This window comes from Chlorobium sp. N1 (assembly GCF_004332115.1).
Lineage (GTDB): Bacteria > Bacteroidota > Chlorobiia > Chlorobiales > Chlorobiaceae > Chlorobium.
On record NZ_SJPA01000006.1, the window covers coordinates 20,956 to 42,988 of the forward strand.

Here is a 22,033-nt window from a genome sequence, read left to right on the forward strand (position 1 = left end):
CCCGCCCGGAAACGGAGAACCCCGCCGCTGCATCTTCGCAGGGCGGGGTTTTTGTGTTGGTACGATCCCTCTCGGCTTCGCTGCAGGGAACCTCGCTCAGTAGAGCGTGAGGCCGAACATCGCCGAGGAGTAGCGGGCGAACTGCGAGAGCGGCTCGAAGAAGAGGCCGAACCAGATGGTGAGCACCATGAGGATGCTCATCAGCACATTTGCGAGCATACCGGGGTTCAGGGACCGGTCGCCGGGCTCCTCCGACTCGCGCAGGAACATGTTGAGCGGGATCAGCATGTAGTAGTAGAGCGAGATGACGCTCGTCAGGATGCCGACGAGGGCCAGGCCGACGAAGAGCGAGCCTTTCGAGAGCAGTGCCGAGAAGATGAAGAGCTTGCCGATGAATCCGACCGTCGGCGGCAGGCCGACGAGCGAAATGAGGAAGACCGTCAGGGCGGCTCCTGCCAGCGGCATCTTGCGGCCGAGGCCGCGGTAGTCGTCGAGGTTCTCGCTGCCGGTACGGTTGGCGATGAGGACGACGACGTAGAAGGCTCCGTAGTTCATGAGGAGATACGAGAGCAGGTAGAAGAGGATGGCCTGGGTGCCGATCTGGTCCATGACAAGGAGGCCGAGCAGCAGGTAGCCGGCATGGGCGATCGAGGAGTAGGCCAGGAGACGCTTGACGTTCTTCTGCCAGATGGCGACCACGTTGCCGTAGATCATGGAGGCGACGGAGAGGACGGAAAGCATGAGCAGCCAGTTCATGCCGGCGATGTCCTCGTAAGGGCTGCCGCCGTGGGGTATGGCGATGTAGAAGAAGCGGATGAGAAGCGCGAAGCCTGCCGCCTTCGAGGCGACCGAGAGGTAGGCGGTAACCGGAGTCGGAGATCCTTCGTAGACGTCGGGGCTCCAGAAGTGGAACGGCACGGCGCCGATCTTGTAGCCGAACCCGGCAAGGACGAGGAGGCTGGAGAGCATCATGACGAGCGGGTCGTAGCCGTGGGCTGAAAGCTCGGCGCTGATGCGCAGGATGTTGGTCTCGCCCGTCATGCCGTAGATGAGGGAGAAGCCGTAGATCATGAGGCCCGATGAAACGGCCCCGTAAATGAGATACTTCAGGGCGGCCTCGGAGGATCGGGGGTCGCGCTTGAAGTAGCCGGAGAGGACGTAGGCCGAAAGGCCGACGAGCTCCATCGAGAGGAAGATCATCAGGAGGTCCTCAGAGGCGGCCATCATGACCATGCCGATCACCATGGCGACAAGGAGGGCGTAGTACTCGCCGATCCCCTTCACCTCGATCTCGAAGCGACGGTCGGCCATCGTCACCACGACGGCCAGCATGCCTGAGGCGACGGCGAAGTACTTGAAGAAGATCGCGAACTCGTCGAGGACGTACATCCCGAAGAAGAGTTCACCGCCCGGCATCGCATGCTGCTGGTGGATGAAGAACATCGAAACGCCGAGGCCGGCGAGGGTCAGCCAGCCGAGCAGGACCGACTTGCGGCCCTTCACGGCGAGATCGACCAGGATCAGCGCCATGAAGAGCACCGAGAGGTAGATTTCCGGGATGAAGTATCCCGCACCGGACTTCAGTGCGGCGACGATACTCTGTATTTCAGCGCCTGTAGGGAGCTCGAACATGATTCTCTTCGTTTATTCTGGTTTCGGTCTATGCGTCGGCTCAGTTCAGGGTAGCCATGGCCACCGGCGAGAGCACCTGGACGAGCTTGTTGATGCTGGTGGTCATGAGCCCCATGATCGGCATCGGGTAGATGCCGAGGAAGATGACGATGACGGCGAGCGGAACCAGCATGGCGAGTTCGCGACCGTCGAGGTCGAGCTTGCCCTTCCAGTCGTGGAAGTGGATGTGCTCGTGGCCGTCCTCGCCGATCTCGAGGTCATAGGCGGCATCCTCCCGGCGCTTGCCGAGGAACATCCGCTGCAGCGACCAGAGCAGGTAGGCCGCACCGAAGACGATGCCGAGCACCGAAACCATCGCGATGGGCCTGGTGACCTCCGCGCTGAAGGCGCCGACGAAGACGAAGGCCTCGCTGATGAAGCCGGAGAGGCCCGGAAGTCCGAGAGAGGCGAACCAGGCGATCATGACGACGCCTGCGTACACCGGCATGTAGCTGGCCAGGCCGCCGAACTTCTCGATCTGGCGGGTATGGGCGCGATCATAAATGACACCGACGAGCAGGAAGAGCATGGCGGTGATGGTGCCGTGGTTGAACATCTGGTAGAGGGCGCCGGTCATGCCCTCGCTGTTGGCGGCGGCAAGGCCGAGCAGGACGTAGCCCATGTGGCTGATCGAACTGTAGGCGACCATCTTCTTCAGGTCTTTCTGGGCCAGTGCGCAGAAGGCGCCGTAGATGATGTTTATGGCGCCTAACACGCCGATCACGTAGAGCGATGCCTGGAACACCTCGGGGAAGAGCGGGAAGTTGATGCGCATCATGCCGTAGGTGCCGAGCTTGAGGAGCACGCCGGCAAGAATGACCGAGATCGGAGTCGGCGCCTCGACGTGTGCGTCGGGAAGCCAGGTATGGAACGGGAACATCGGAACCTTGATGGCGAATCCGACGAAGAGCACGATGAAGGCCACGTAGCGCCACATGGTGTTGTCGGGTCCGAGGATCGAATCCTTCACATAGTTGGCCTGGTCGGCCATCGCCACGAGGCTGAAGGTATGGTTGCCGGTAAGCGGATCGAGCACGCTGAAGTAGAGCGCGATCATCACCAGCAGCATGAAGACGGAACCGAACAGGGTGTAGAGGAAGAACTTGATGGCGGCATACTCGCGGTTCGGGCCGCCCCACATGCCGATGAGGAAGTACATCGGAAGCAGCATGAGCTCCCAGAACACGTAGAAGAGGAAGAAGTCGAGCGCGACGAAGCAGCCCATCATGGCCGTGGCCAGGAGGTTGTAGAGGAGGAAGTACCCCTTGACCTGCTTCTGGATGGTCCAGCTCGAGAGCACGCCGATGGTGGAAACAAGCGCGGTAAGGATCACCATGGTGATGGAGAGGCCGTCGACGCCGAGGAAGTACTCGATGTTCATGCTGCCCATCGAGCCGAGGTCGAGCGTGATCCAGGGAAGACGCTCGATGAACTGGAAGGAGCCTTCAGGCGAGCCTCCAGCCGCGGCGGTGATGCCGGCCATCGAAGGGTCGTAGGCCCGCCAGATCATGACCGCCAGAACCATCTGGGCGACGGCCGCAAGCAGCGAGACGATCCGGATGATCTGCTTCTGGGAGGAGGGCACGGCGAGGATGACCAGGCCGGCGATGACGGGCAGAAAGACAATTAAACTCAGCATGTTCCCTATCGGTATGTTTGCAATTGAAAAGTAAATCCTCTCAGGAGACCAGTTGTGCGAAGTAGTAGACGAAGTAGCCGAAGACGGCCAGCAGCGCCATGACGACATAGGTCTGCACCTTTCCGGTCTGCAGCTTGCGGAGCACGCCGCCGGAAGTGTTCACGAAAAAGGCGGTGAAGTTCACCATGCCGTCGACGGCGTACTTGTCGAAGCTGCCGTTGAAGAAGGCGAACTTGCGTGTCAGGGTCGCAACGCCGTTGACCATGCCGTCGATGATGTTGCGGTCGAACCACGAGAAGATGGCGGCGATGAGCATCGAGCCTTTGATGAAGGTCGCCTGGTAGATCTCGTCCCAGTACCACTTGTTGAACGAGAGCAGGTACAGGGGACGGATCGCCTCGGCGGTCCCGTCGGGATCGATGAATCGGAACACATACACAATGAGCGCAAGGCCGATGCCGAGCACCACCATGATGCTTGATATCTGGATGGCCCGGTTGTGCGCGGCATGCGAGAGATGCGCGATCTCGGCCTGGCGGGGATCGGCGAACGCGTGGCTTTCCCCGTGCTCCCCGGAGGCTTCGGCATGCGCCGCCTCCGGATGCATGGGCGTTTCGGCGTGCAGGGCGGCTTCGGCATCGTGCCCTTCGAGGGGCGAGGCCTCAGCGACCAGCGGGCCCATCGCGGCAGCGGCCGCTTCGGGTTCGACAGCGTGCACGGCACCGACGACGGTTGCAGGAGTGGGGATCATCTTCATGAACCACCCCTTGCCGCCGTCGAGCGGATCGGGAGAGTAGACGATGAAGACGGAGAGGGTGGCGAGCACGACGAGCGGAAGGCGCATGTTCCAGGCGACCTCGTGGACCCCGTGGTGCTCCTCTTCATGGCCGTCATGGCCGTGTGCGCCGTGGTGGGCGTGCGGGTCGGCCGGCTTGAGGTGCGTGCGGCTCTCGCCGAAGAAGACGAGCCAGATCTGCCGGCCCATGTAGAAGGCGGTAAGCATCGCGGAGAAGAAGCCGAGCACCGGAACCAGGTAGAAGTACCAGGAGCCTTCGGTCTCTGCGAAGCCCAGCGAGCCGGCAAGGATGGCGTCCTTGCTCATGAAGCCGCTGGTGAGCGGAAGGCCGGCCAGGGCGAGGGTGGCGATGACGAAGGTGACGAAGGTCCAGGGCATGTTCTTGCGGAGCCCTCCCATCCAGCGCATGTCCTGCTCGTGGTGCATGGCGTGGATGATGGCGCCGGAACCGAGGAAGAGGCATGCCTTGAAGAAGGCGTGCGTGACGAGATGGAAGAGGGCCGCCGAGTAGGCGCCGACGCCGAGGCCGAGCACCATGTAGCCGAGCTGCGAAACGGTCGAGTAGGCCAGCACGCGCTTGATGTCCTGCTGGGTGATGGCGATGGTGGCGGCCATGAAGGCGGTGAAGGCGCCGATGAAGGCGATGACGTGCAGGGCGTCGGGCGTGAGGAGCACGAAGATGCGGGCCACGAAGTAGACGCCGGCGGCGACCATCGTTGCGGCATGGATAAGGGCGGAGACCGGGGTCGGGCCCTCCATGGCATCAGGCAGCCAGACATGGAGCGGGAACTGGGCGGACTTGCCGACGCAGCCCATGAAGAGGAGGATGCCGGCAGCGGTCAGCCAGGCGTTCGAGAGGCCGAATTCCCCAGCGGCAAGATGCTCGAAGATCTCGCGGTAGCTGAAGGTGTGGAACTGCGAATAGAGGATCAGGATGCCGAGCCACATGCCGATGTCGCCGACCCGGTTGGCCAGGAACGCCTTCTTCTGCGCGTCGGCGGCGCTGTCCTTCTCGAAGAAGAAGCCGATGAGGAGGTAGGAGGAAAGGCCCACGAGCTCCCAGAAGATGTAGATGGAGAACAGGTTGTCGCTGAGCACGATGCCGAGCATCGAGAAGGTGAAGATGCCGAGGTAGGCGAAGAAGCGTCCGTAGTACTTGTCCCCCTTCATGTACCCGGTCGAGTAGAGGTGGACGAGGAAGCTGATGAGGGTGACCATGGCGAGCATGATGGCCGTCAGGTTGTCGACGACGATGCCCATCTTGATCTGGAGCGGGCCGACGCCCGGAACGTTGCCGAAATCGAGCCAGGTGAAATCCCATGCCAGGCGGAAAGCCGGGTCGTAGTGCTGGACGATCACGGTCCAGAAGATATATGCCGAGATGCCGAAGGTCAGGCCGAGCATGCCCACGCCGACGAAATCCCCCATGCGCGGAAGGCGCCGGTTGAAGAAGATCAGGAAGACGAACGAGAGCAGCGGCAGCAGGAGTACGGCTATCGACAACTGGATTAAACTGTGCATGGTCCTCTATTGGTTATTCTGGTTGTACCCTTATTCCTCACTCCTTCATCGCGTCGACCGACGAAACGTCGACGCTCGAGAAGATCTTGTAGATGTTGATGATGATGGCCAGCGCCACGGCGGCTTCCGCTGCGGCGAGCACGATCACGAACAGGCTGAACATCACCCCCTCCATCCCGCCGTTCCACTTCGAGAAGGCCAGGAAGTTGATGTTGGCGGCGTTCAGGATGAGCTCGACGCCCATCAGGATGACGATGGCGTTGCGGCGCGTCATGACGGCGAAGAGGCCGAGCGAGAAAAGGATCGCCGAAATGCTCAGGTAGTGGTTGAGTCCGATCTCTGCAAGCTGTTCCATATGATTCAGGTGTTGACGGTAGTGTCTTGAGTATTATTCGTTGTCAGCCCGTCCGTTCCCGGCGTCGTGGCGTGCCAGGAACGCGGCGCCGATGAGCGCGGCAAGCAGCAGTATCGAGGCCATTTCGAACGGAAGGACGTAGCGCGACATGGTTTCAAATCCGATCCGCTCGACCACGCTGCCCTCGAGCATGGTTTCGGAGGGCATCCATCCGTTGGTGGTGTAGAAGGTGTAGAGCAGCCCGCCGAGGATGCCGACGAAGAGCAGGAGGCCCGGAACGAGGTTCAGGACGTCTGCGCGGAGCCCGGTGTCCATCACGCGGTGGGTGAACATCACGCCGAACAGCAGAAGGACGAGGATGCCGCCCACGTAGACCACCACCTGGGTGACGGCGATGAAGTCTGCCGAGAGGAAGACGTAGAGTGCGGCGGCGCCAAAGAACGTAAAGAGCAGCGAAAACGCCGAATAGATGATGTTGCGCGAAAACACGACGAACGCCGCCGATATCACCGTGATGGCGGCGAAGAGGTAGAAGATGGCCGTATAGGTAGGGTTGCTCATAATCGCTCAGGGTGTGTTAAGTGTTCGGCGCCTCAGGCGCTGCTCCTGCCTCGGCGGCGGCTTTGGCTTCAGCGGCTTTCCGCAGCTTTTCGGCCTGGGCCTTCAGGGCGGCCTCCTCGGCCTTGCGGCGCTTCGCCTCGGCCTCGTGGCGGGTAAGGTTGCCGAAATGGTAGACGAAGTTCTGGCGGTCGAACTCGGAGAAATCCGCCACCGGGGTGTGCCGGAGGCACTCCGTGGGGCAGACCGTCGTGCAGATGCCGCAGGTCATGCACTTGGCCGTATCGATATCGAAAACCGGAACCCAGAACTTCTTCTGCTGCCCTCCGGAGGTCTTGCCGCAGGCGGCGAGGTCTTCCGGCATCACCTTGATGGTCTCCATCTCGATGCAGCTGACCGGGCAGGCACGCACGCACTGGCCGCAGCCGATGCAGTCGTCGATCTGGTTATGGAGGCGGTAGCGCCCGTGCGACGGGGTCGGCACCGCTTCGCGGGGATACTGCAGGGTCACAAGGCCGTCGACCTGGCGGAAGTAGTCCACGTCGTCGATGCCGGCGTCGCCCTTGCGCCTGACCGCGTTGAAGAAATGCTTCAGGGTGATCCCCATGCCGGTGGCGATGGTGGTGGCACCGGTGGCAATATTCTTGAAATACTCGCTCATAGTGTGTTCTGTCATTAACAGGTCAGGGGACGTAGATCAGCCAGATCGCCGTGAGGACGAAGCTCAGGAACGCGAACGGGGTGAGAACTTTCCAGCAGAGGTACATCAGCTGGTCCACCCTCAGGCGCGGGAGGGTCCAGCGCAGCCACATCTGCACGAAGATGAAGAAGAAACCCTTCATGATGATCCAGAAGGCACCCCAGACCGGCCCGGAGGTCATGTCGTTGAGGGCGAGGGTCCCAAGGTTCGGCAGCGGGGAGTTCCAGCCGCCGAGGAAAACGATGGAGATGATGGCAGAGACCATGAACATGCTGCCGTACTCGGCAAGGAAGATGACGGCGAACTTCATGCCGGAATACTCGGTGAAGTAGCCGGCGACAAGCTCCGACTCCGCCTCGGGAATGTCGAACGGGGCGCGGTTGGTTTCGGCCAGCGACGAGATGAAGTAGATGAGGAACGGCAGCCAGGCGATCGGGCTCTGGAAGAGGAAGAAGTGCGCAAATCCCCACTGGCCCGACTGCAGCACGTTGATCTGCTGCATGTCGAGCGTCCCGGCCATCATCGCTCCGGTGAGGAGGGCGAGGGCGGCGGGGATCTCGTAGCTGACGATCTGGGCGACGCTGCGCACGGCGCCGTAGAGCGCCCACTTATTGTTCGACCCCCATCCGGCCGCCAGTATTCCAACCACCTCGAGGGCAACGATGCCGATGGCGTAGAAGAGCCCGACGTTGAGGTTGGCGCCGATGAAAGCGGGGCCGAAGGGCAGGACGGCGAAGGCGAGGAACGAGCCGACGAAGAGGATGCCGGGGCCGATGACGAACAGGAACTTGTCGGCCGAGGTCGGAACGATGTCCTCCTTCTGGAGGAGCTTGAGGATATCGGCGAGGGTCTGCAGGATGCCCCACTTGCCGACCTCCATCGGGCCGAGGCGGTCCTGCATGAAGGCCGAGATCTTGCGTTCGCCGTAGACGCCGTAGGTGAGGGCGTAGAGGGCGATGAAGACGAGCGGAATGGCTGCGATGATGAGGAGGCCTACGGGCAGGCCCATCGGGGAGAATCCCACGAGGGCGTCCGACCAGGCGTTGAGGCTGTTACCCATAAGAAGTGGCATGCTGGATTGCGGTAATGCGAAAAGGCTCATCGGTCGACCTCCCCGAGCACGATGTCGATGCTGCCGATGATGGCGACGAGGTCGGGAATGAGCTGGCCGCGAGAAAGGTCCTTCATCGCCGAGAGGTTAACGAAGCAGGAGGAGCGTGCCTTGCAGCGCAGCGGGCTCGTCGACTTGCCGTCGCTCTGGATGTAGAAGCCGAGCTCACCGCGGGGGTTCTCGGCGCGCGCGTACACCTCGCCGGCTTTCGGCCGTATGCGCTTCGGTACGGCGGCGCGGGGGTCGAACCCTTCGCTGGAAGGGATCTTCTCAAGGCACTGCTCGATGATCTTGAGGCTCTCCTCGATCTCGAGGGCGCGCACGAGGTGGCGCGAAAGACAGTCGCCGACATCGCTCAGCTTCCCGTCCGGAACCGGAACGGCGAAGTCGAGTTCGGGATAGATCGAGTAGGGATCGTTGCGGCGGATGTCCCACTGGACGCCGGAACCGCGGAGCATGGGTCCCGACCAGCCGTAGTTGATGGCCACGTCCGCCGGCATGATGCCGATCCCCCGGGTGCGCTTGACGAAGATCTCGTTTTCGGTCAGGAGCCGGGAGAGCTCGACCGCCTTCGGACGGAAGTAGTCGACGAACTCCCCCACCCGCTTGTTGAAATCGGCCGGCACGTCGTAGGCGAGCCCTCCGATCCAGATGTAGTTGTAGAGCATCCTGGCGCCGGAAGCCCACTCGAGCAGGTTGAGGATGTGTTCGCGGTCGCGGAAGCAGAAAAGAAAGGGGGTGAAGGCGCCGAGGTCGATGGCATAGGTACCGATGGCGACGAGGTGCGAGGCGATGCGGTTGAGCTCGCTGACGATCACCCTGATGAACTCGACCCGGCGGGGAAGCTCGATGTCGAGCAGCTTCTCGACGGCGATGGCGAAAGCCATTTCGCTGTTCATGCCGGCCAGGTAGTCCATGCGGTCGGTATAGGGAACGATGGCCGGGTAGTCGACATGCTCGCAGTGCTTCTCGAAACAGCGGTGAAGGTAGCCGAGATAGGGTTCGGCTTCGGTCACCACCTCGCCGTCGGTGCGGCATTCGAGGCGGAGCACACCATGGGTGGACGGGTGCTGGGGACCCATGCTGAGCACCATCTCCTCGGTGGCAAGGTCCTTTTCGATGACGACCACGTTATCGTTTTTCCGGGTCAGTCGCACCGAAGAACCCTTTCCGGCCATTTCCAGTTCCTGCATAGTCTTTAAGCGGCTTTAAATCGGTTAAACCTTATCAGTACGGCACCTTGATGCCGTGGTAGCTCTCCTGGACCCGGTAGTCCTTGCGCAGCGGCCACCCTTCCCAGTCGTCCGGGCAGAGGATCCGACGGAGGTCGGGATGCCCGTCGAACTGGATGCCGAGCATGTCGTAGGCTTCGCGCTCGTGCCAGTTCGCGGTATGCCAGACGCAGGCGACGCTCGGGATCGAACCGCCCTGGCGCGCGCACCTTACCTTCACGGCGATGCGGTGCGGGTAGACGCCGATCGACTCGAGGTTGCAGACGATACCGAGTTTTTCCTCCTCCGGGTAATCAACGCCCGAGAGGCAGGCCATGTAGTTGAACTTCAGCTTGGGATGGTCCCGCATGAAGAGGGCGATATCGGTCCAGAGGGCCGTATCGAGCACCTCGAAAAAGGGCATGGTGGGGTTCTGGTCGAATGCCGAGATGGCATCGCCGAACTTCTCGTGGATGACGCTGTAGGTTGCCGCGCAGAGCTGCACCTCTTTCGACACGTTCGCTGCTTCTTCCATCGTGGTGGTTGTGGTCTCTCTTCTAATTGGAAAATTATGCGCCCGCCGCACTCCGTTCCTGCTCGATCAGCGGCCGGGGCTCGACGGCGTTCTCGGCGAGCTTCCTGAGGGCCTCCTCTCGCGACATGCCGATCTGCTCCATGCGGATGAGCTCCTGGATCTTCATGAGACCGCCGATGAGCGCCTCGGGTCGCGGAGGGCAGCCGGGAACGAAAACGTCGACCGGAATGACACGGTCGACGCCTTTGAGTACATGGTAGCCGTGCTCCCAGTAGGGGCCGCCGCAGTTGGAGCAGCTGCCCATGGAGAGCACGTAGCGCGGCTCCGGCATCTGCTCGTAGAGGCGCACGACCCGTTCGGCCATCTTCATGGTCACCGTACCGGCGACGATCATGAGGTCGGACTGGCGGGGCGAGGAGCGGGGGAAGATCCCGAAACGCTCGAGATCGTAATTGGAGGCGTTGGTGGCCATCATCTCGATGGCGCAGCAGGCGAGGCCGAATCCCATCGGCCAGAGCGACGAGAGGCGGGCCCAGTTGAGGACTGCGTCGACCGGTGCGACCAGTACATTGTCCCTGGAAAAACCTGCGTCAAGTAAACCCATGGTAACGTCGGAATAGGAGGTTAACGATCAGTCGCGCTCACCCTGTTTTCTCGGGGCCGGGGGCATCTCCGGCATCTTGGGAACCGAGGGCGTCGGGCGGACCCAGTCCAAGTCACCCTTCACCCACGCGTAGACGAGGCCGAGCACGAGGATCCCGGCGAAAACCAGGGCCTCGAAGAGGGCGAAGCTGCCGAGCTGGCGGAATACGGTGGCCCAGGGGAAAAGGAAGACGACCTCGACATCGAAGATGATGAAGATGAGGGCGACGACATAGAAACGGATGTTGAACTTGACCCAGGCCGATCCAACGGCCTCTTCGCCGCACTCGTAGGTCGAGCTCTTGACGGGGTTGGGGCGGCTGGGGCGAAGGAGGCGGGCGGTGAGGTAGCCACCTGCGACAAAAACGACACCGAGGAGGAGAAAGACGAAAACATTGCCGAAATCACTCAATGTCTGGTCCATGCGATTCGATTTTGTGATTGCCCCTGACGTCGGGGTGCGCAAATATAAAAAAAATCCGGTTCCGCCCCATAAAAAATCAGACGCCCCGACCTGCTGACGAAAAGGAGCCGGGGGCGGCGGAGGCCGGTATGAAGTTAACAATTACTAACAAGCATCAAAAAAGCAAAAACGAAGAAAATCAGCCTAATCCTCCTGCCCGCCTCCGATTCTCCGGCTCAACCGGCCGAACAGCCTCAGGAACAGATAGACGACCGCTGCCGTCGAAAGGATCGAGAGTGCGCCGGCTGCGGCATGGGAGGCCGTCAGGCGAAAGAAGGCCGGAGAGAGCACGGAGCCCACGGAGAGCCAGACGATGGGGGCCCATACAAGGGCAAGCAGGACAGGAAGTCCGGTTTTCATGAAGTTCATTGTTCGTCGAAAAAGAGGTTCCCGATCTGGGCCGCCATGTCGGCGTCCAGCGTCTTGAGCTGTTCATATTCCCCGCGAAGCGCCTTCATGTCGCCGCGCGAGACATGGTACATGGCCATCTTGCGGTGCGGCTCGGGGCTCCCGGGTTCGAGCTCGAGCGCACGCCGGAACGCCTTCAGCGCCTCGTCGTACTCGCCGAGGTCGAGCTGCACGTCGCCGAGCACGCACCAGGTCTCGGCGGAATCGGGATCGAGCTCGAGGGCTCGCCCGAGCGTCTTGAGCGCAGCCTCCTCCTTGCCGAGCGTCAGCTGCACGAACCCGAGATGGCTCCATCCGGGCACGAAGACCGGGTCGAGCACGACCGTGCGAAGCAGGTCGCAGCCCGCCTTCCGGTAGGTGCCCATGGCGATGTGGGCCATGGCGCGAGCATAACGGAACCGTGCATCGCGGGGCTCGTCGTGAAGCAGGCCGTCGAGGAGTTCGAGCGCCCGTTCGTTCTCCTGGCGCTCGATATGCAGAAGCGCTTCGTCGTAGCGCCGGGAAGCGGAAGAAGAAGAAGTCATGGAGGAGTCGTTCATGTCTTGTTCATGATTTCGGTTCCAGGCTTTCGTAGGCCTGCTGGATATGCTGCAGCATGCAGAGCTCTCCGGCCACCCTGCCGGCGAGCCAGTCGGCGAATGCCGGAGAGTCGTTGATGCATCGGACATAGTACGAACGGGGGAAGCCAGCCGACTCGAGAAGCCTTTTGGCCTCGTACTCGGTCTCGCTGTTGTCGGCGAAAAAGCCGTACGGGAACATCACCACCCCCCGGCACCCCTCGCGGCGGAACGCCTCCAGGGCCTTTTCGACGGTATCGGCGGTCCACTCCCCTCCCGCCGAATGGTTCATGCATCCCTGGCGGATGTCGGCAAAGATGTTGCGGGGATCCTCCATGATGCGGCGTTTCATCATCTCGAAAAAACGGCCGGTCTCGTCAAGGCCGGTGAAGACCTTCGGCGGGTTGCCCGCACGGTCGCGCACCAGCGTGCCGTGGATGACGAGCACCAGCCCGAGCTTCCCTTCAGTATCCGCCAGAGGCGACTCCGCAATCCGGCTGAAGAGATGGTCGGCGTATATGCGGTGCAGAGCCTCGTCCGACCAGAACCGGTTCATGAGCCTGACGCGGCTGTAGCGCTCATCACCGTAAGTCTCCGAGACCATGCGGCATGCCACTCCGCAGGAAAACGCCGACTCGACGGGAATCATCGGCACGACGACGATGCCGTCATAACGGCTCCTGATCTCGCCGAGCATCTCCTCGAGGTAGGGCGGCACGAAGTAGTAGGCATCGAGAACGTCGATATCCGTATCGGGAGGAAGCTCGGCCGTGCGGCTTCGGAGGCATGCCTCGAGCCGGGCCCGCTGGGCACGGTTGGTGGCAAGAAGCGTGGAGCGGTAACCGCTCCGGCGCCAGTCTATGAAGTGCTTGGTGGAACGGTAGTCGGCGACGAGGTAGACGAGGAAGCGGGGAACCTTGACGATCTGGCTGGTGATCACCTTGAGGATCCTGCGGGAGCTCGGCCAGAGATTGCGCAGGGTCAGCTTCTCGACCTCTCCGTAGGTGACGACCAAAACGGCATAACGCCTCCTCCTTACAGGCCCGTCCACCAGCGCAGCTCCAGATACATGACACCGAAACCGAGAAGACCGCCGACGAGCGTCTGCATGAAGTTATGGGCCTTCAGGACGATCCTCGACCACATGAGCAGCGGCACGAAGGGAAGCACCCAGAGAGCATCGGAACCGAACTGCAGGAAGACGAGGGCGGCCGAAGAGGTGTAGGTGAACAGGTGGATGCTGATCTTCCACTGCAGGGTGACCAGAAGGATGAGGACGGTGTTCACCGCGTTGAAGAGCAGGATGCCGCTGAGAAGTCGCGGGGCTTGCATCTGCTGCAGGAACTCGTAGCCGATGGCGTTGACCACCACGAGCACCAGGAGCGGAAGGAAGCGCTGCTCGCGGAAAGAGATGTTGTAGTCGGAAACCCGGCCCGTCTTCTTCAGGCCGTAGATGAGGGCCATCGGGGCGAAGGTGCTGGCGGAAAAAAGGACGGTGAGATAGCTCAGATGCTCCGGATCGGCCCTGAAACCGAGCATGATGACGCAGAGGTAGGCCAGCGGAGCGACAACGACGGGACTGATCACCCAGGAAATAACGTTGGCAAGACGATGCTGGTCGAACTGAACTGGCAAAGCGGATAAACTCAATTAATTTCAGCGTATTACGCCTCAGGAAGTATTTGGGAAAGATAATTTTTATTAACTTAAAAACCGCGTATATTCGATACTTCCCACGCGAGAGTGGTGAAATTGGTATACACGCTAGTCTTAGGAACTAGTGCCGTGAGGCGTAAGGGTTCGAGTCCCTTCTCTCGCACCCGATCATACGACTATGCCAAAGTGGCGAAACTGGTAGACGCGCTGGACTCAAAATCCAGTGGGCTAATCCCCGTGTGGGTTCGAGTCCCACCTTTGGTACCACAACCACTCCCCGAAGATCCTCGTGACGATGCAGAGAATGTACTCCCCGTGGCGCGAAACCTACATGCAGTCCTTCAAGGACGAGAACGCCCCGAAGGATGCGACGAAATCGGTCTTCGCCGACATCCCCCCTGAAGAGGACGAGGAGCGTTACGTCCTCCACCGCGGAGAGCGCTGCTTCATCATCATGAACCTCTACCCCTACAATGCGGGGCACCTGATGGTGATTCCCTACCTGCAGACCCCGTCCTTCTCCGATCTCGACCCGCAGTCCCGCCTGGAGGTGATGGACTTCACCGACCTCTCCATGAAGGCCCTCGAGCGCACCATACGCCCGCACGGCTTCAACGTCGGAGCCAACCTCGGCCGCGTGGCCGGAGGGAGCGTCGACAGCCACATCCACTTCCACATCGTGCCCCGCTGGGAGGGCGACACGAACTTCATGCCGGTGCTTGCCGAAGCCAAGGTGATCAGCAACGACATGCGCACCCTGTACAGGAACCTCAGGCAGGCGATCGCGGAGATACTCGAACAGACGGCGGGCTAGGCAGCGGTGGCCGGCAGCGAACCCCCGTTCATCTCCGTTCCCGACCGCTTCAACCCTGCGGAGGGCGACCGGTGGCGGATCGTCCGCGACCCGGTGAAGGGCACCCTGAAGCTCGACCCGCGACCCGAACCCGAAGAGATGGCCGGCCATTACCGCCACGCCGCCTACTCCCCCCACCTGCAGAAAGCCCGCACGCCCGGAGAACGGCTCTACCTTGCCGCATCATCGCTGCTCCTCGAACGGCGCGCGAGCCTCGTCGCCAAAGTCCTCACCGGAAAGGAGAACCCCCGCATCCTCGAAATAGGATGCGCCAGGGGCACCCTGCTCGACCGGCTTGCCCGACGCAGGGTCGCCGACCGCCGGAACCTCGTCGGCATCGAGCCCGATGCGGAATCGGCCGCTTGCGCCCGTGAGCGCTACGGGGTCACGATCCACCCTTCAGTCGAGCTGCTCCGGGGAGGCACCGGAACCTTCGACGCCGTCGTACTCTGGCACGCGCTCGAGCACCTGCACGACCTCGAGGGTTCGCTCGAAACCGTCTCCGCCCTGCTCACGCCCGGCGGCCGGCTCGTCATAGCGCTCCCCAACCCCTCGGGCCGCGACGCCCGACACTACGGCGCCGACTGGGTGGCCTGGGACGCCCCGCGCCACCTGTGGCACTTCCCCCCCGGCACGCTGGAGCGGATGCTCGAGCCCTTCGGCTTCAGGCGCTCCGCCATCCGCCAGTGGACCTCCGACGCCCTCTTCAACGCGCTTTTGAGCGAGAAACTGCGATGCAGGAGAAGGGGACGGAAAATGCATGGCGGAAAAACGGCACTGGCGCTCACAAAGGGAATCCTCTTCGCCCTTGCCGGGGCGATCGACGTCTGCGAGGCCTCGGGCATCGTGCGAGTCTTCAGCCGGGAAGGGGAAAAGACCCCGGCCTAGGAGGCCGGAGCGGGAACGGGCGTGCGGCCGAGCGAGCGATCGAGCTCGACTTCGGCGCGAAGACAGTCGTAAACCGCCTGCAGGTAGTTGGTGCGGGCCTTGTTCAGCTGCAGTTCGGCGTCCGTCAGCTCAAGGCGCGACCCCACCCCCTCCCTGAAGCGCAGGAGCGATATGCGGTAGCTCCGCTCGGCCATGGCGATGGTCTTCGACTGCACGTCGATCCGCCGCCGGGCCTCCCTGAGGTTCGAGAGCCGCACCTCAACCTCCGCAAGCACGTTGGCCCTGAGATCCTCAAGTCGCGTCATCGCCTGGAACCGGGCGATCTTTGCCTGCTCCACCTTCGCACTGATCCGGTAGCCGGTGAATATCGGCAGGCTCAGCTGCAGGCCGATCGAAGATGAGACCGGCCAGGCTGAGCTCCCGAGATCGGTGTCATCGTTGAAGGCGGTCTGCGAGGCAAGCTCCCCGAAGGCCGTCAGCATCGGGTAGCGCTCGGCGCGCGCCGCGCTGAGCTGCTCCCGCTCAGCCCGCACCCGGAGTTCGAGCTGGCGGACATCCGGCCGTGCATCAAGTGCCTCGTGCCACGCCGCTTGCGCATCGGCGGGGTATGCGGTCCCGGCGACTGAGAGCGAGTCGGTCAGGACAAGTGCGACCGAGGGGTCGAGCCCCATGGCGTTCCTGAGGCGGGTAAGGGTGTTCGAGACCCGGCTTTCGGCCTGGATGAGATCCGGCCGCAGGTTCTCGACCGAGAGGGTGGCCTTCAGGGTATCGATGTCTGCGGCGACCCCCTGGCGGTACATCGCCCTGGTATCGCGCCGGGCCTCCTCCCAGCGATCGATGCTGTCACGGACGAGCTGCAGCTCGGCGCGGGAGATGAGTGCATCGAAATAGGCCATCCTGATCGTAGAGACGACCTCGGCCTCAGCGTCCCGGTAGGCTTCCTCGCTGATCTTCCTCACGATCCCAGCAGCGCGGATGCCCGCCAGTGCGGTGCCGTTGAAAAGCGACTGCCGCACGTCCACCGTCGCCTTGCCGGAGTTGTCGGGACTGATGTTGATGGGTGTGAACCCTGTTGCATCAGCACCGGACGTGGAGGAAAACATCCCTGAAGGAAAAAACAGGATCGAAGACTTCAGCGAGCGGGTGTAGGTAACGCCGGTCGAGATCTGCGGAAGGACCGGCGACCAGGCCTCGCGCACCTTTTCGGCACTCATCTGGCGGTCGAGCCGGGCGATCTCCAGCCGGCGGCTTTTCTCCATCCCGATCTGCACGGCATCAGCCACCGAGACCCGAAGCGCCGCCGAACTGCTGTCGGCGTGAACGGGAACAGCACGGAGAGCGGACGAGCCCGGGATCGTGAGGGCAAGGAGCGTCAGAAGGGATAAGAGGCGGAACATCGTCGTTCAGGAGTTGGTGGTTGCGTTCGACGGCGCGCCGTCGTCGTATCGATCCGGCCAGAGCGAGCGAAGGCGCTCGGCGAGGTATTTCTCCCGCCCTTCGGCGGAGGGCCGGTAGTAGGGCTTCGGCTCCATCCCCTCCGGGAAATAGCGCTCCGGAACAAAATGCCCCGGGAAATCGTGCGGGTAGCGGTACCCGGCACCGTATCCCTCCTGCTTCATGAACTTCGTCGGCGCGTTCGAGAGGTGTTTGGGAACCGGAAGGTCCTGCCGGGAGGAGGATTCGGCCATCGCCCGGTTGAGGGCGGCGTAGGAGGCATTCGACTTCGCGCATGAAGCCAGGTAGGTCACCGCCTGGCCGAGGTTGATGCGGGCTTCCGGCATGCCGATGACGCTGACGGCCTGGAAGACCGAGACCGCTAGGGTGATGGCGTAGGGGTCGGCGTTGCCGACGTCCTCGCTCGAGAAGATGACGAGGCGCCGCGCAATGAAGCGGGGATCCTCCCCGCCTTCGATCATCCGGGCGAGCCAGAAAAGGGCCGCGTCGGGATCGGAACCGCGCAGGGACTTGATGAAAGCCGAAACCGTGTTGTAGTGGGCCTCCCCTCCCCGGTCGTAGATGGGCGCGCGGTACTGGAGCGCCCGCTCGAGGAGCGCCTGGTCGACTACCGCCGGCCCCTCGTCGGCGGGAACGAGCGAATAGGCGGCCTCAAGGGCGTTGAGCGCCTTGCGGGCGTCCCCGCCGGCGAAGCGGAGCAGGAACTCCAGGCCGGGCACCTGCACCTCTCGCCCGGCGAAGAGGGGGTCGGCCTCAAGGGCACGCAGGACGACGGCACGGATCTCCTCGGAGCCGAGCGCATGGAGCGTATACACCTGCATGCGGCTGAGGAGGGCGGCATTGACCTCGAAAGAGGGGTTCTCCGTAGTGGCGCCGATGAGCACCACCACGCCCTGCTCGATGGCGTGGAGGAGCGTATCCTGCTGGGACTTGTTGAAGCGGTGGATCTCGTCGATGAAGAGCAGGGTGCGCAACCCCCTCGAACGGGCGGAGGCGGCACCTTCAAGGACGCGCCGCACATCCTTCACCCCCGACTCGATGGCCGAAAGCTGCTCGAAGCGGAAATCCAGCGCCGAAGCGCAGATCTCGGCGAGCGTGGTCTTGCCGGAACCCGGAGGACCCCAGAAGATCATGGAGGGGAGCTGTCCTCCTGAAAGGAAGCGGCGAAGGGGGCCGTCGGCTCCGATCAGGTGCTCCTGGCCCGCCATCTCGTCGATCTTGCGGGGGCGCACCCGTTCGGCGAGCGGCCGGAACCCCCCTCCGCCCGGAGCGGGAGCAGGCGCCCCGAAAAGATCCGGCTGGCTGTCGAAGGAACCACCCACCTAGAACCCCCTCTCCCGAAGCCAGGCCTCGTCCATCACCGGAGCGGCCGCGGCACCCGGCCCTGTGGCCGCCTGGCGGGCGACGTACTTGCCGAGGATGTCGAACTCGAGGTTGACCGTGCTCCCGGCCCGAAGGGCGTTGATCGTGGTATGGGCGAACGTGAAGGGAATGACGGCCACCGTGAAACGCAACCCCTCGAGGCGCGCCACCGTAAGGCTGACGCCGTCGATGGTGATGGAGCCGGCCGGAACGATGTAGGGTGCGAACGCTTCGGGATAGGTGACACTGATCTCGCGGCTGCTGCCGAGGTCGCGGACCGAGGAGACCGGGGCAGAGCAGTCGACGTGGCCGAGGACGAAATGCCCTCCGAGCCGGTCGATGGGCCTCAGGGCGCGTTCGAGGTTCACGAGCGAGCCCTGTGAAAGGGAACCGAGGCTGGTTTTCCGCAGCGTCTCCTCGACCGTATCGACCTCGAAGGAGTGGCCGTCGACCGAAACCACGGTCTGGCACGCCCCGTTGATGCTGACGCTCTCGTCGGGGGAGAGCCCCTCGAGCGACTCGGCACCGCCGTGGCGGACGCGCAGGCGAAGCCCCCCGTCCCGGCGGCCGATGGACTCGATGCGTCCGACATCCTTGATTATTCCGGTAAACATGGCTTGGTCACTTGTTGCGGTTTCAGAAAACAATATATCTCGCCGACCTTTGCCGGCAAAGCCTCTTAACGAAAGAGGCCGGCCAGGGGCCGGCACTCTCGATGTTCCATGAGGCAGCGGGGCTCTCAGCCGAGCGCCTTGAGGGCCGCTGCATAGTCGGGCTCCTGGACGATCTCGGGAACCTGCTCGCTGTAGGCGACGCGTCCGTCGGCGTCGACGACCACGACGGCGCGCGAGAGCAGGCCCTTGAGCGGTCCGTCGGTAATCGCAACACCGTACTCGGCACCGAACTCGGGGGAACGGAACACGGAAAGCGGGATGACGTCCTTCAGGCCCTCGACTTCGCAGAAGCGGTTGTGCGCGAAAGGAAGGTCGGCAGAAATACAGAGCACGACGGTATTGTCGAGGGAGGAGGCCTCCTGGTTGAAGCGCCTGACGGAAGCGGCGCAGACGGCGGTGTCGAGGCTCGGGAAGATGTTCAGAACCATGCGCTTGCCGGCAAAATCCGCCGGGCCGGCTTCGGAAAGGTCGGTCCTGACGAGGCAGAAAAACGGAGCTTCGCTGCCGACGGCCGGAAGGCTGCCGGAGGTATGGATGGTGTTGCCCTTGAGGGTGATGGTGGCCATTGGGTAGGAATTGAACGGGTTAGGAAAAAAACTCTGCAATGGAAGACGGGTAATGAACCCCGGGGAGCTGCTGAGAGTTCCCGGCTCACCGGGCGGGAAAGACCTGGTGCCAGCCGTCCCTCTCGGCAAGCTGCAGCGGCGTCTCGAAAAGGTCCGAGAGGAGCGGGGCGGTGAGCACATCCTCCCTCGGACCGTCGGCCATGATGCGTCCCTCTTTGAGAAGCACCACGCGCTTGATTTCAGGAGGGATCTCATGGACATGGTGCGTGACGAGCAGCACCGTCCGCCCCTGTCGCATGATGTCGCCAAGAGTCCAGAGATAGGCGAATGCCGCCCGGAGGTCGAGCCCGGAGGTGGGCTCGTCGAAGAGCAGGGCGTCGGGATTGGCGAAAAGCGCACGGGCAAGAAGGCAGCGCCGCTGCTCCCCGGTCGACATCTGGCTGAAACGCCGATCGGCAAGCGAGGTGACGCCGAGCTCCTCCATGAGTTCCCCGGCCCGGCTCCGGTCAGCCTCCCGAACCTCGTGATGCCGCCAGAGGTCGATGCTCGCAAACGCACCCGAAAGCACCACGTCGCGACCGCTCACCCCCGGCAGATACTCCCGCTGGAGGTCATGGGAGAGGATGCCGAGGCGCCGGCGCAGTTCGTGCACGTCCCAGCGCTCGCGCCCGAAGACCCGGACGGAACTTCCCGGGCGGTCGAGCCCGTAGAGCTCGCCGGAAACGAGCTTCATGAGCGTCGTCTTCCCCGATCCGTTCGGGCCGAGCAGGGCCGTGTGAGCGCCCCGCTCCTGGCGGAACGAAAAATCATCGAGCACGCGCCGCCCGCCCCGGTATGCGGTAAGGTGTCGGATGTCGATGAACGGATGGTTCACGGCCTGCCCTATTTCCAGATGCTCCCGCCTTTCGAAAAGGCGAATTTCCCCGCTCCGAGGAAAAATACCGCCAGCGATCCGAGCAGGTAGAGGAACTGGAGCTCGAGCGCATAGCCGCCGTGCTGGGAGAAGGAGGTCAGGTCCTTGCTGTGGGCCAGATACACGGCCATCACCATCACGAACGCCTCGACGAGGGCGGCGGGACGGGTGTAGACGCCGAGCACGATGAGAATGGGAGCGACGATTTCGCCGAAGAGGATGCCGTGGGAGAGATAGGCCGGAAGATCGGCCTTCTCGAGCATCCCGCCGAGAAAGGCGTACCCGTGCCGGATCTTGTGGATGCCGTGGAAAAGCATCAGCCCTCCGACGGAAAACCGCAGCAGCAGCTTGCCGAGATCGCTGTTGTTGACGAATCGCTCAAGCATCGAAATTCCCTTTATGGATGAGGTTGCTGGAAATAGGCTTCAAGAAGGATGTCTTCGCCGAAAACCCTCGGCGGTTCGAAACGGAGGCCTGCCGCGCCATCGGGGGCCTCGACGCCGAGAGCGCCGAACGACGGCGCGCCGTCGGCACCGAAAAGCTTCGGGGCGATGAACATGAAAAGCTTGTCGGCAAGCCCGGAACGGACGAAAGAGGATGCGAGACGTCCGCCCGCCTCGACCAGTACCGAGAGCACCTCCCGGCGATGGAGTTCGGCGAGCACCCCGCAAAGATCGAGTCCGCCCTCCGCCTCGCCAACGAACACGACCTCGATCCCCCGCTCCCCTGCGGCAAGCGCCTGGGAGGTGCCCTGCATGCGGCGGGCGGCGAAGACAAGCGTCGGGGCATCCGGGCTGAAGACGGGCGCATCGAAAGGAACCGAAAGCGAGGAGTCGAGCACCACGCGCAACGGGCTCCCTCCCGCTGCGTCGCGCACCGTGAGGCGGGCGCCGTCCGCCAGAACCGTCGCCGAAGAGGAAAGCACCGCATCACAGCCGCTCCGGAGCCGGTGGACCTCCCGGCGGGCCTCGCTGCCGGTGATCCATTTCGAGGCGCCGGTCCGGGTGGCGATCCTGCCGTCGAGGGTCTCGGCAAGCTTGAGGGCGATGAAAGGGCGTCCCTTCCGATGGCTTGTGATGAAGGCCTCGTTCAGGCGCAGGCACTCGGCCTCGAGCACCCCTTCCCGCACCGTTACCCCGGCGGAGCGCAAGCGGTCGATGCCGCGCCCTGCGACCTTCGGGTTCGGATCCCGGCAACCGACGACCACCCTCGGGATCCCTTTTTCAATGATGAGGTCGGAACAGGGTGGGGTACGGCCGAAGTGGGAACAGGGTTCGAGATTGACGTAGAGGGTCGAGCGGCGGAGCAGTTCGGGATCGCCTACCGCGGCGATGGCGTTCACCTCGGCATGCGGCCCTCCGCAGCGCTCGTGGTACCCCTCCCCCACGACCTCACCCTCACAGACGAGGAGGGAACCGACCATGGGATTGGGGCTGACGGAGCCGGAACCCAGTCGGGCGAGCTCAATGCATCGCGCCATCAGGCGGGTATCGGCCGGA

At 62.9% G+C, this 22,033-nt stretch carries 24 protein-coding genes and 2 tRNA genes; 4 read left to right on the plus strand and 22 right to left on the minus strand.

The annotated features are described in order from the left end of the window. Nucleotides 1–96: 96 nt before the first annotated feature. The 15 genes from E0L29_RS08320 to E0L29_RS08390 form a co-directional block, all read right to left on the minus strand. Nucleotides 97–1,632 carry an NADH-quinone oxidoreductase subunit N gene (locus E0L29_RS08320; protein ID WP_131357611.1) on the minus strand — a complete coding sequence of 512 codons (1,536 nt, stop codon included), beginning with the start codon at nt 1,630–1,632 and terminating at the stop codon, nt 97–99. 40 nt (nt 1,633–1,672) lie between these two features. After that, nucleotides 1,673–3,310, minus strand: a complete 1,638-nt coding sequence (locus tag E0L29_RS08325; RefSeq protein WP_131357614.1) for an NADH-quinone oxidoreductase subunit M — start codon at nt 3,308–3,310, stop codon at nt 1,673–1,675. Between the two features lie 40 nt (nt 3,311–3,350). Beyond that, nucleotides 3,351–5,627 (minus strand): NADH-quinone oxidoreductase subunit L, encoded by a 2,277-nt coding sequence (gene nuoL, locus E0L29_RS08330; protein WP_131357617.1) that lies wholly within the window; start codon nt 5,625–5,627, stop codon nt 3,351–3,353. A 37-nt stretch (nt 5,628–5,664) separates the two neighbouring features. Then, nucleotides 5,665–5,982, minus strand: a complete 318-nt coding sequence (gene nuoK / locus E0L29_RS08335) for an NADH-quinone oxidoreductase subunit NuoK (RefSeq protein ID WP_131357620.1) — start codon at nt 5,980–5,982, stop codon at nt 5,665–5,667. A 33-nt stretch (nt 5,983–6,015) separates the two neighbouring features. Then, nucleotides 6,016–6,543, minus strand: a complete 528-nt coding sequence (locus E0L29_RS08340; RefSeq protein WP_131357623.1) for an NADH-quinone oxidoreductase subunit J — start codon at nt 6,541–6,543, stop codon at nt 6,016–6,018. Between the two features lie 16 nt (nt 6,544–6,559). Further along, a complete protein-coding gene (locus E0L29_RS08345; RefSeq protein ID WP_131357626.1) occupies nt 6,560–7,201 on the minus strand; it encodes a 4Fe-4S binding protein in 642 nt (213 codons plus the stop codon). A 22-nt stretch (nt 7,202–7,223) separates the two neighbouring features. Further along, nucleotides 7,224–8,342, minus strand: a complete 1,119-nt coding sequence (gene nuoH / locus E0L29_RS08350) for an NADH-quinone oxidoreductase subunit NuoH (RefSeq protein WP_131357629.1) — start codon at nt 8,340–8,342, stop codon at nt 7,224–7,226. Continuing rightward, entirely contained in the window at nt 8,339–9,544 is a 1,206-nt protein-coding gene (locus E0L29_RS08355) for an NADH-quinone oxidoreductase subunit D (protein ID WP_131357632.1), read from the minus strand. Before E0L29_RS08355 ends, nuoH begins: the two co-directional genes overlap by 4 nt. Before the next feature lie 34 nt (nt 9,545–9,578). Beyond that, the gene (locus tag E0L29_RS08360) at nt 9,579–10,097 is read right to left on the minus strand and encodes an NADH-quinone oxidoreductase subunit C (protein ID WP_131357635.1); all 519 of its coding nucleotides are present in this window, start codon (nt 10,095–10,097) and stop codon (nt 9,579–9,581) included. Nucleotides 10,098–10,131: 34 nt separating this feature from the next. Beyond that, nucleotides 10,132–10,701 carry an NADH-quinone oxidoreductase subunit B gene (locus E0L29_RS08365; RefSeq protein ID WP_131357638.1) on the minus strand — a complete coding sequence of 190 codons (570 nt, stop codon included), beginning with the start codon at nt 10,699–10,701 and terminating at the stop codon, nt 10,132–10,134. 27 nt (nt 10,702–10,728) lie between these two features. Continuing rightward, entirely contained in the window at nt 10,729–11,163 is a 435-nt protein-coding gene (locus E0L29_RS08370; protein WP_131357641.1) for an NADH-quinone oxidoreductase subunit A, read from the minus strand. A 183-nt stretch (nt 11,164–11,346) separates the two neighbouring features. Further along, nucleotides 11,347–11,562, minus strand: a complete 216-nt coding sequence (locus tag E0L29_RS08375) for a hypothetical protein (RefSeq protein ID WP_131357644.1) — start codon at nt 11,560–11,562, stop codon at nt 11,347–11,349. A gap of 5 nt (nt 11,563–11,567) precedes the next feature. Further along, nucleotides 11,568–12,149: a tetratricopeptide repeat protein gene (locus tag E0L29_RS08380; protein WP_131357647.1), complete on the minus strand. Its 582-nt coding sequence runs from the start codon at nt 12,147–12,149 to the stop codon at nt 11,568–11,570. A 7-nt stretch (nt 12,150–12,156) separates the two neighbouring features. Continuing rightward, nucleotides 12,157–13,221 (minus strand): ferrochelatase, encoded by a 1,065-nt coding sequence (locus E0L29_RS08385; RefSeq protein ID WP_131357650.1) that lies wholly within the window; start codon nt 13,219–13,221, stop codon nt 12,157–12,159. Continuing rightward, complete coding sequence (locus E0L29_RS08390) at nt 13,203–13,802, minus strand: hypothetical protein (RefSeq protein WP_131357653.1); 600 nt, start codon at nt 13,800–13,802, stop codon at nt 13,203–13,205. The genes E0L29_RS08385 and E0L29_RS08390 overlap by 19 nt, the downstream gene beginning before the upstream one ends. Before the next feature lie 102 nt (nt 13,803–13,904). On the opposite strand from E0L29_RS08390, the gene E0L29_RS08395 reads away from it, so the two are divergent. The 4 genes from E0L29_RS08395 (at nt 13,905) to E0L29_RS08410 (ending at nt 15,564) form a co-directional block, all read left to right on the plus strand. Beyond that, a tRNA-Leu gene (locus tag E0L29_RS08395) sits at nt 13,905–13,986 on the plus strand. 17 nt (nt 13,987–14,003) lie between these two features. Further along, a tRNA-Leu gene (locus E0L29_RS08400) sits at nt 14,004–14,090 on the plus strand. A gap of 28 nt (nt 14,091–14,118) precedes the next feature. Then, nucleotides 14,119–14,637: an HIT domain-containing protein gene (locus tag E0L29_RS08405; protein ID WP_131357655.1), complete on the plus strand. Its 519-nt coding sequence runs from the start codon at nt 14,119–14,121 to the stop codon at nt 14,635–14,637. A 6-nt stretch (nt 14,638–14,643) separates the two neighbouring features. After that, nucleotides 14,644–15,564 (plus strand): class I SAM-dependent methyltransferase, encoded by a 921-nt coding sequence (locus tag E0L29_RS08410; RefSeq protein ID WP_131357657.1) that lies wholly within the window; start codon nt 14,644–14,646, stop codon nt 15,562–15,564. Here the strand turns inward: E0L29_RS08410 and E0L29_RS08415 are convergent. From E0L29_RS08415 to ribD, 7 genes are all read right to left on the minus strand, one after another. Continuing rightward, complete coding sequence (locus E0L29_RS08415; RefSeq protein WP_131357660.1) at nt 15,561–16,961, minus strand: TolC family protein; 1,401 nt, start codon at nt 16,959–16,961, stop codon at nt 15,561–15,563. The two genes, E0L29_RS08410 and E0L29_RS08415, sit on opposite strands and share 4 nt — an antisense overlap. A gap of 6 nt (nt 16,962–16,967) precedes the next feature. Continuing rightward, nucleotides 16,968–18,341 carry a replication-associated recombination protein A gene (locus E0L29_RS08420; protein WP_131357662.1) on the minus strand — a complete coding sequence of 458 codons (1,374 nt, stop codon included), beginning with the start codon at nt 18,339–18,341 and terminating at the stop codon, nt 16,968–16,970. Beyond that, nucleotides 18,342–18,995 (minus strand): riboflavin synthase, encoded by a 654-nt coding sequence (locus E0L29_RS08425; protein ID WP_131357665.1) that lies wholly within the window; start codon nt 18,993–18,995, stop codon nt 18,342–18,344. Nucleotides 18,996–19,120: 125 nt separating this feature from the next. Next, complete coding sequence (tpx, locus tag E0L29_RS08430) at nt 19,121–19,621, minus strand: thiol peroxidase (protein ID WP_131357668.1); 501 nt, start codon at nt 19,619–19,621, stop codon at nt 19,121–19,123. Between the two features lie 85 nt (nt 19,622–19,706). After that, a complete protein-coding gene (locus E0L29_RS08435) occupies nt 19,707–20,495 on the minus strand; it encodes an ATP-binding cassette domain-containing protein (protein ID WP_131357671.1) in 789 nt (262 codons plus the stop codon). A gap of 8 nt (nt 20,496–20,503) precedes the next feature. Continuing rightward, the gene (locus tag E0L29_RS08440; RefSeq protein ID WP_131357674.1) at nt 20,504–20,920 is read right to left on the minus strand and encodes a DoxX family protein; all 417 of its coding nucleotides are present in this window, start codon (nt 20,918–20,920) and stop codon (nt 20,504–20,506) included. An 11-nt stretch (nt 20,921–20,931) separates the two neighbouring features. Then, nucleotides 20,932–22,014, minus strand: coding sequence for a bifunctional diaminohydroxyphosphoribosylaminopyrimidine deaminase/5-amino-6-(5-phosphoribosylamino)uracil reductase RibD (gene ribD, locus E0L29_RS08445; protein WP_242664339.1), 1,083 nt, complete (start codon nt 22,012–22,014; stop codon nt 20,932–20,934). Nucleotides 22,015–22,033: the final 19 nt, after the last annotated feature.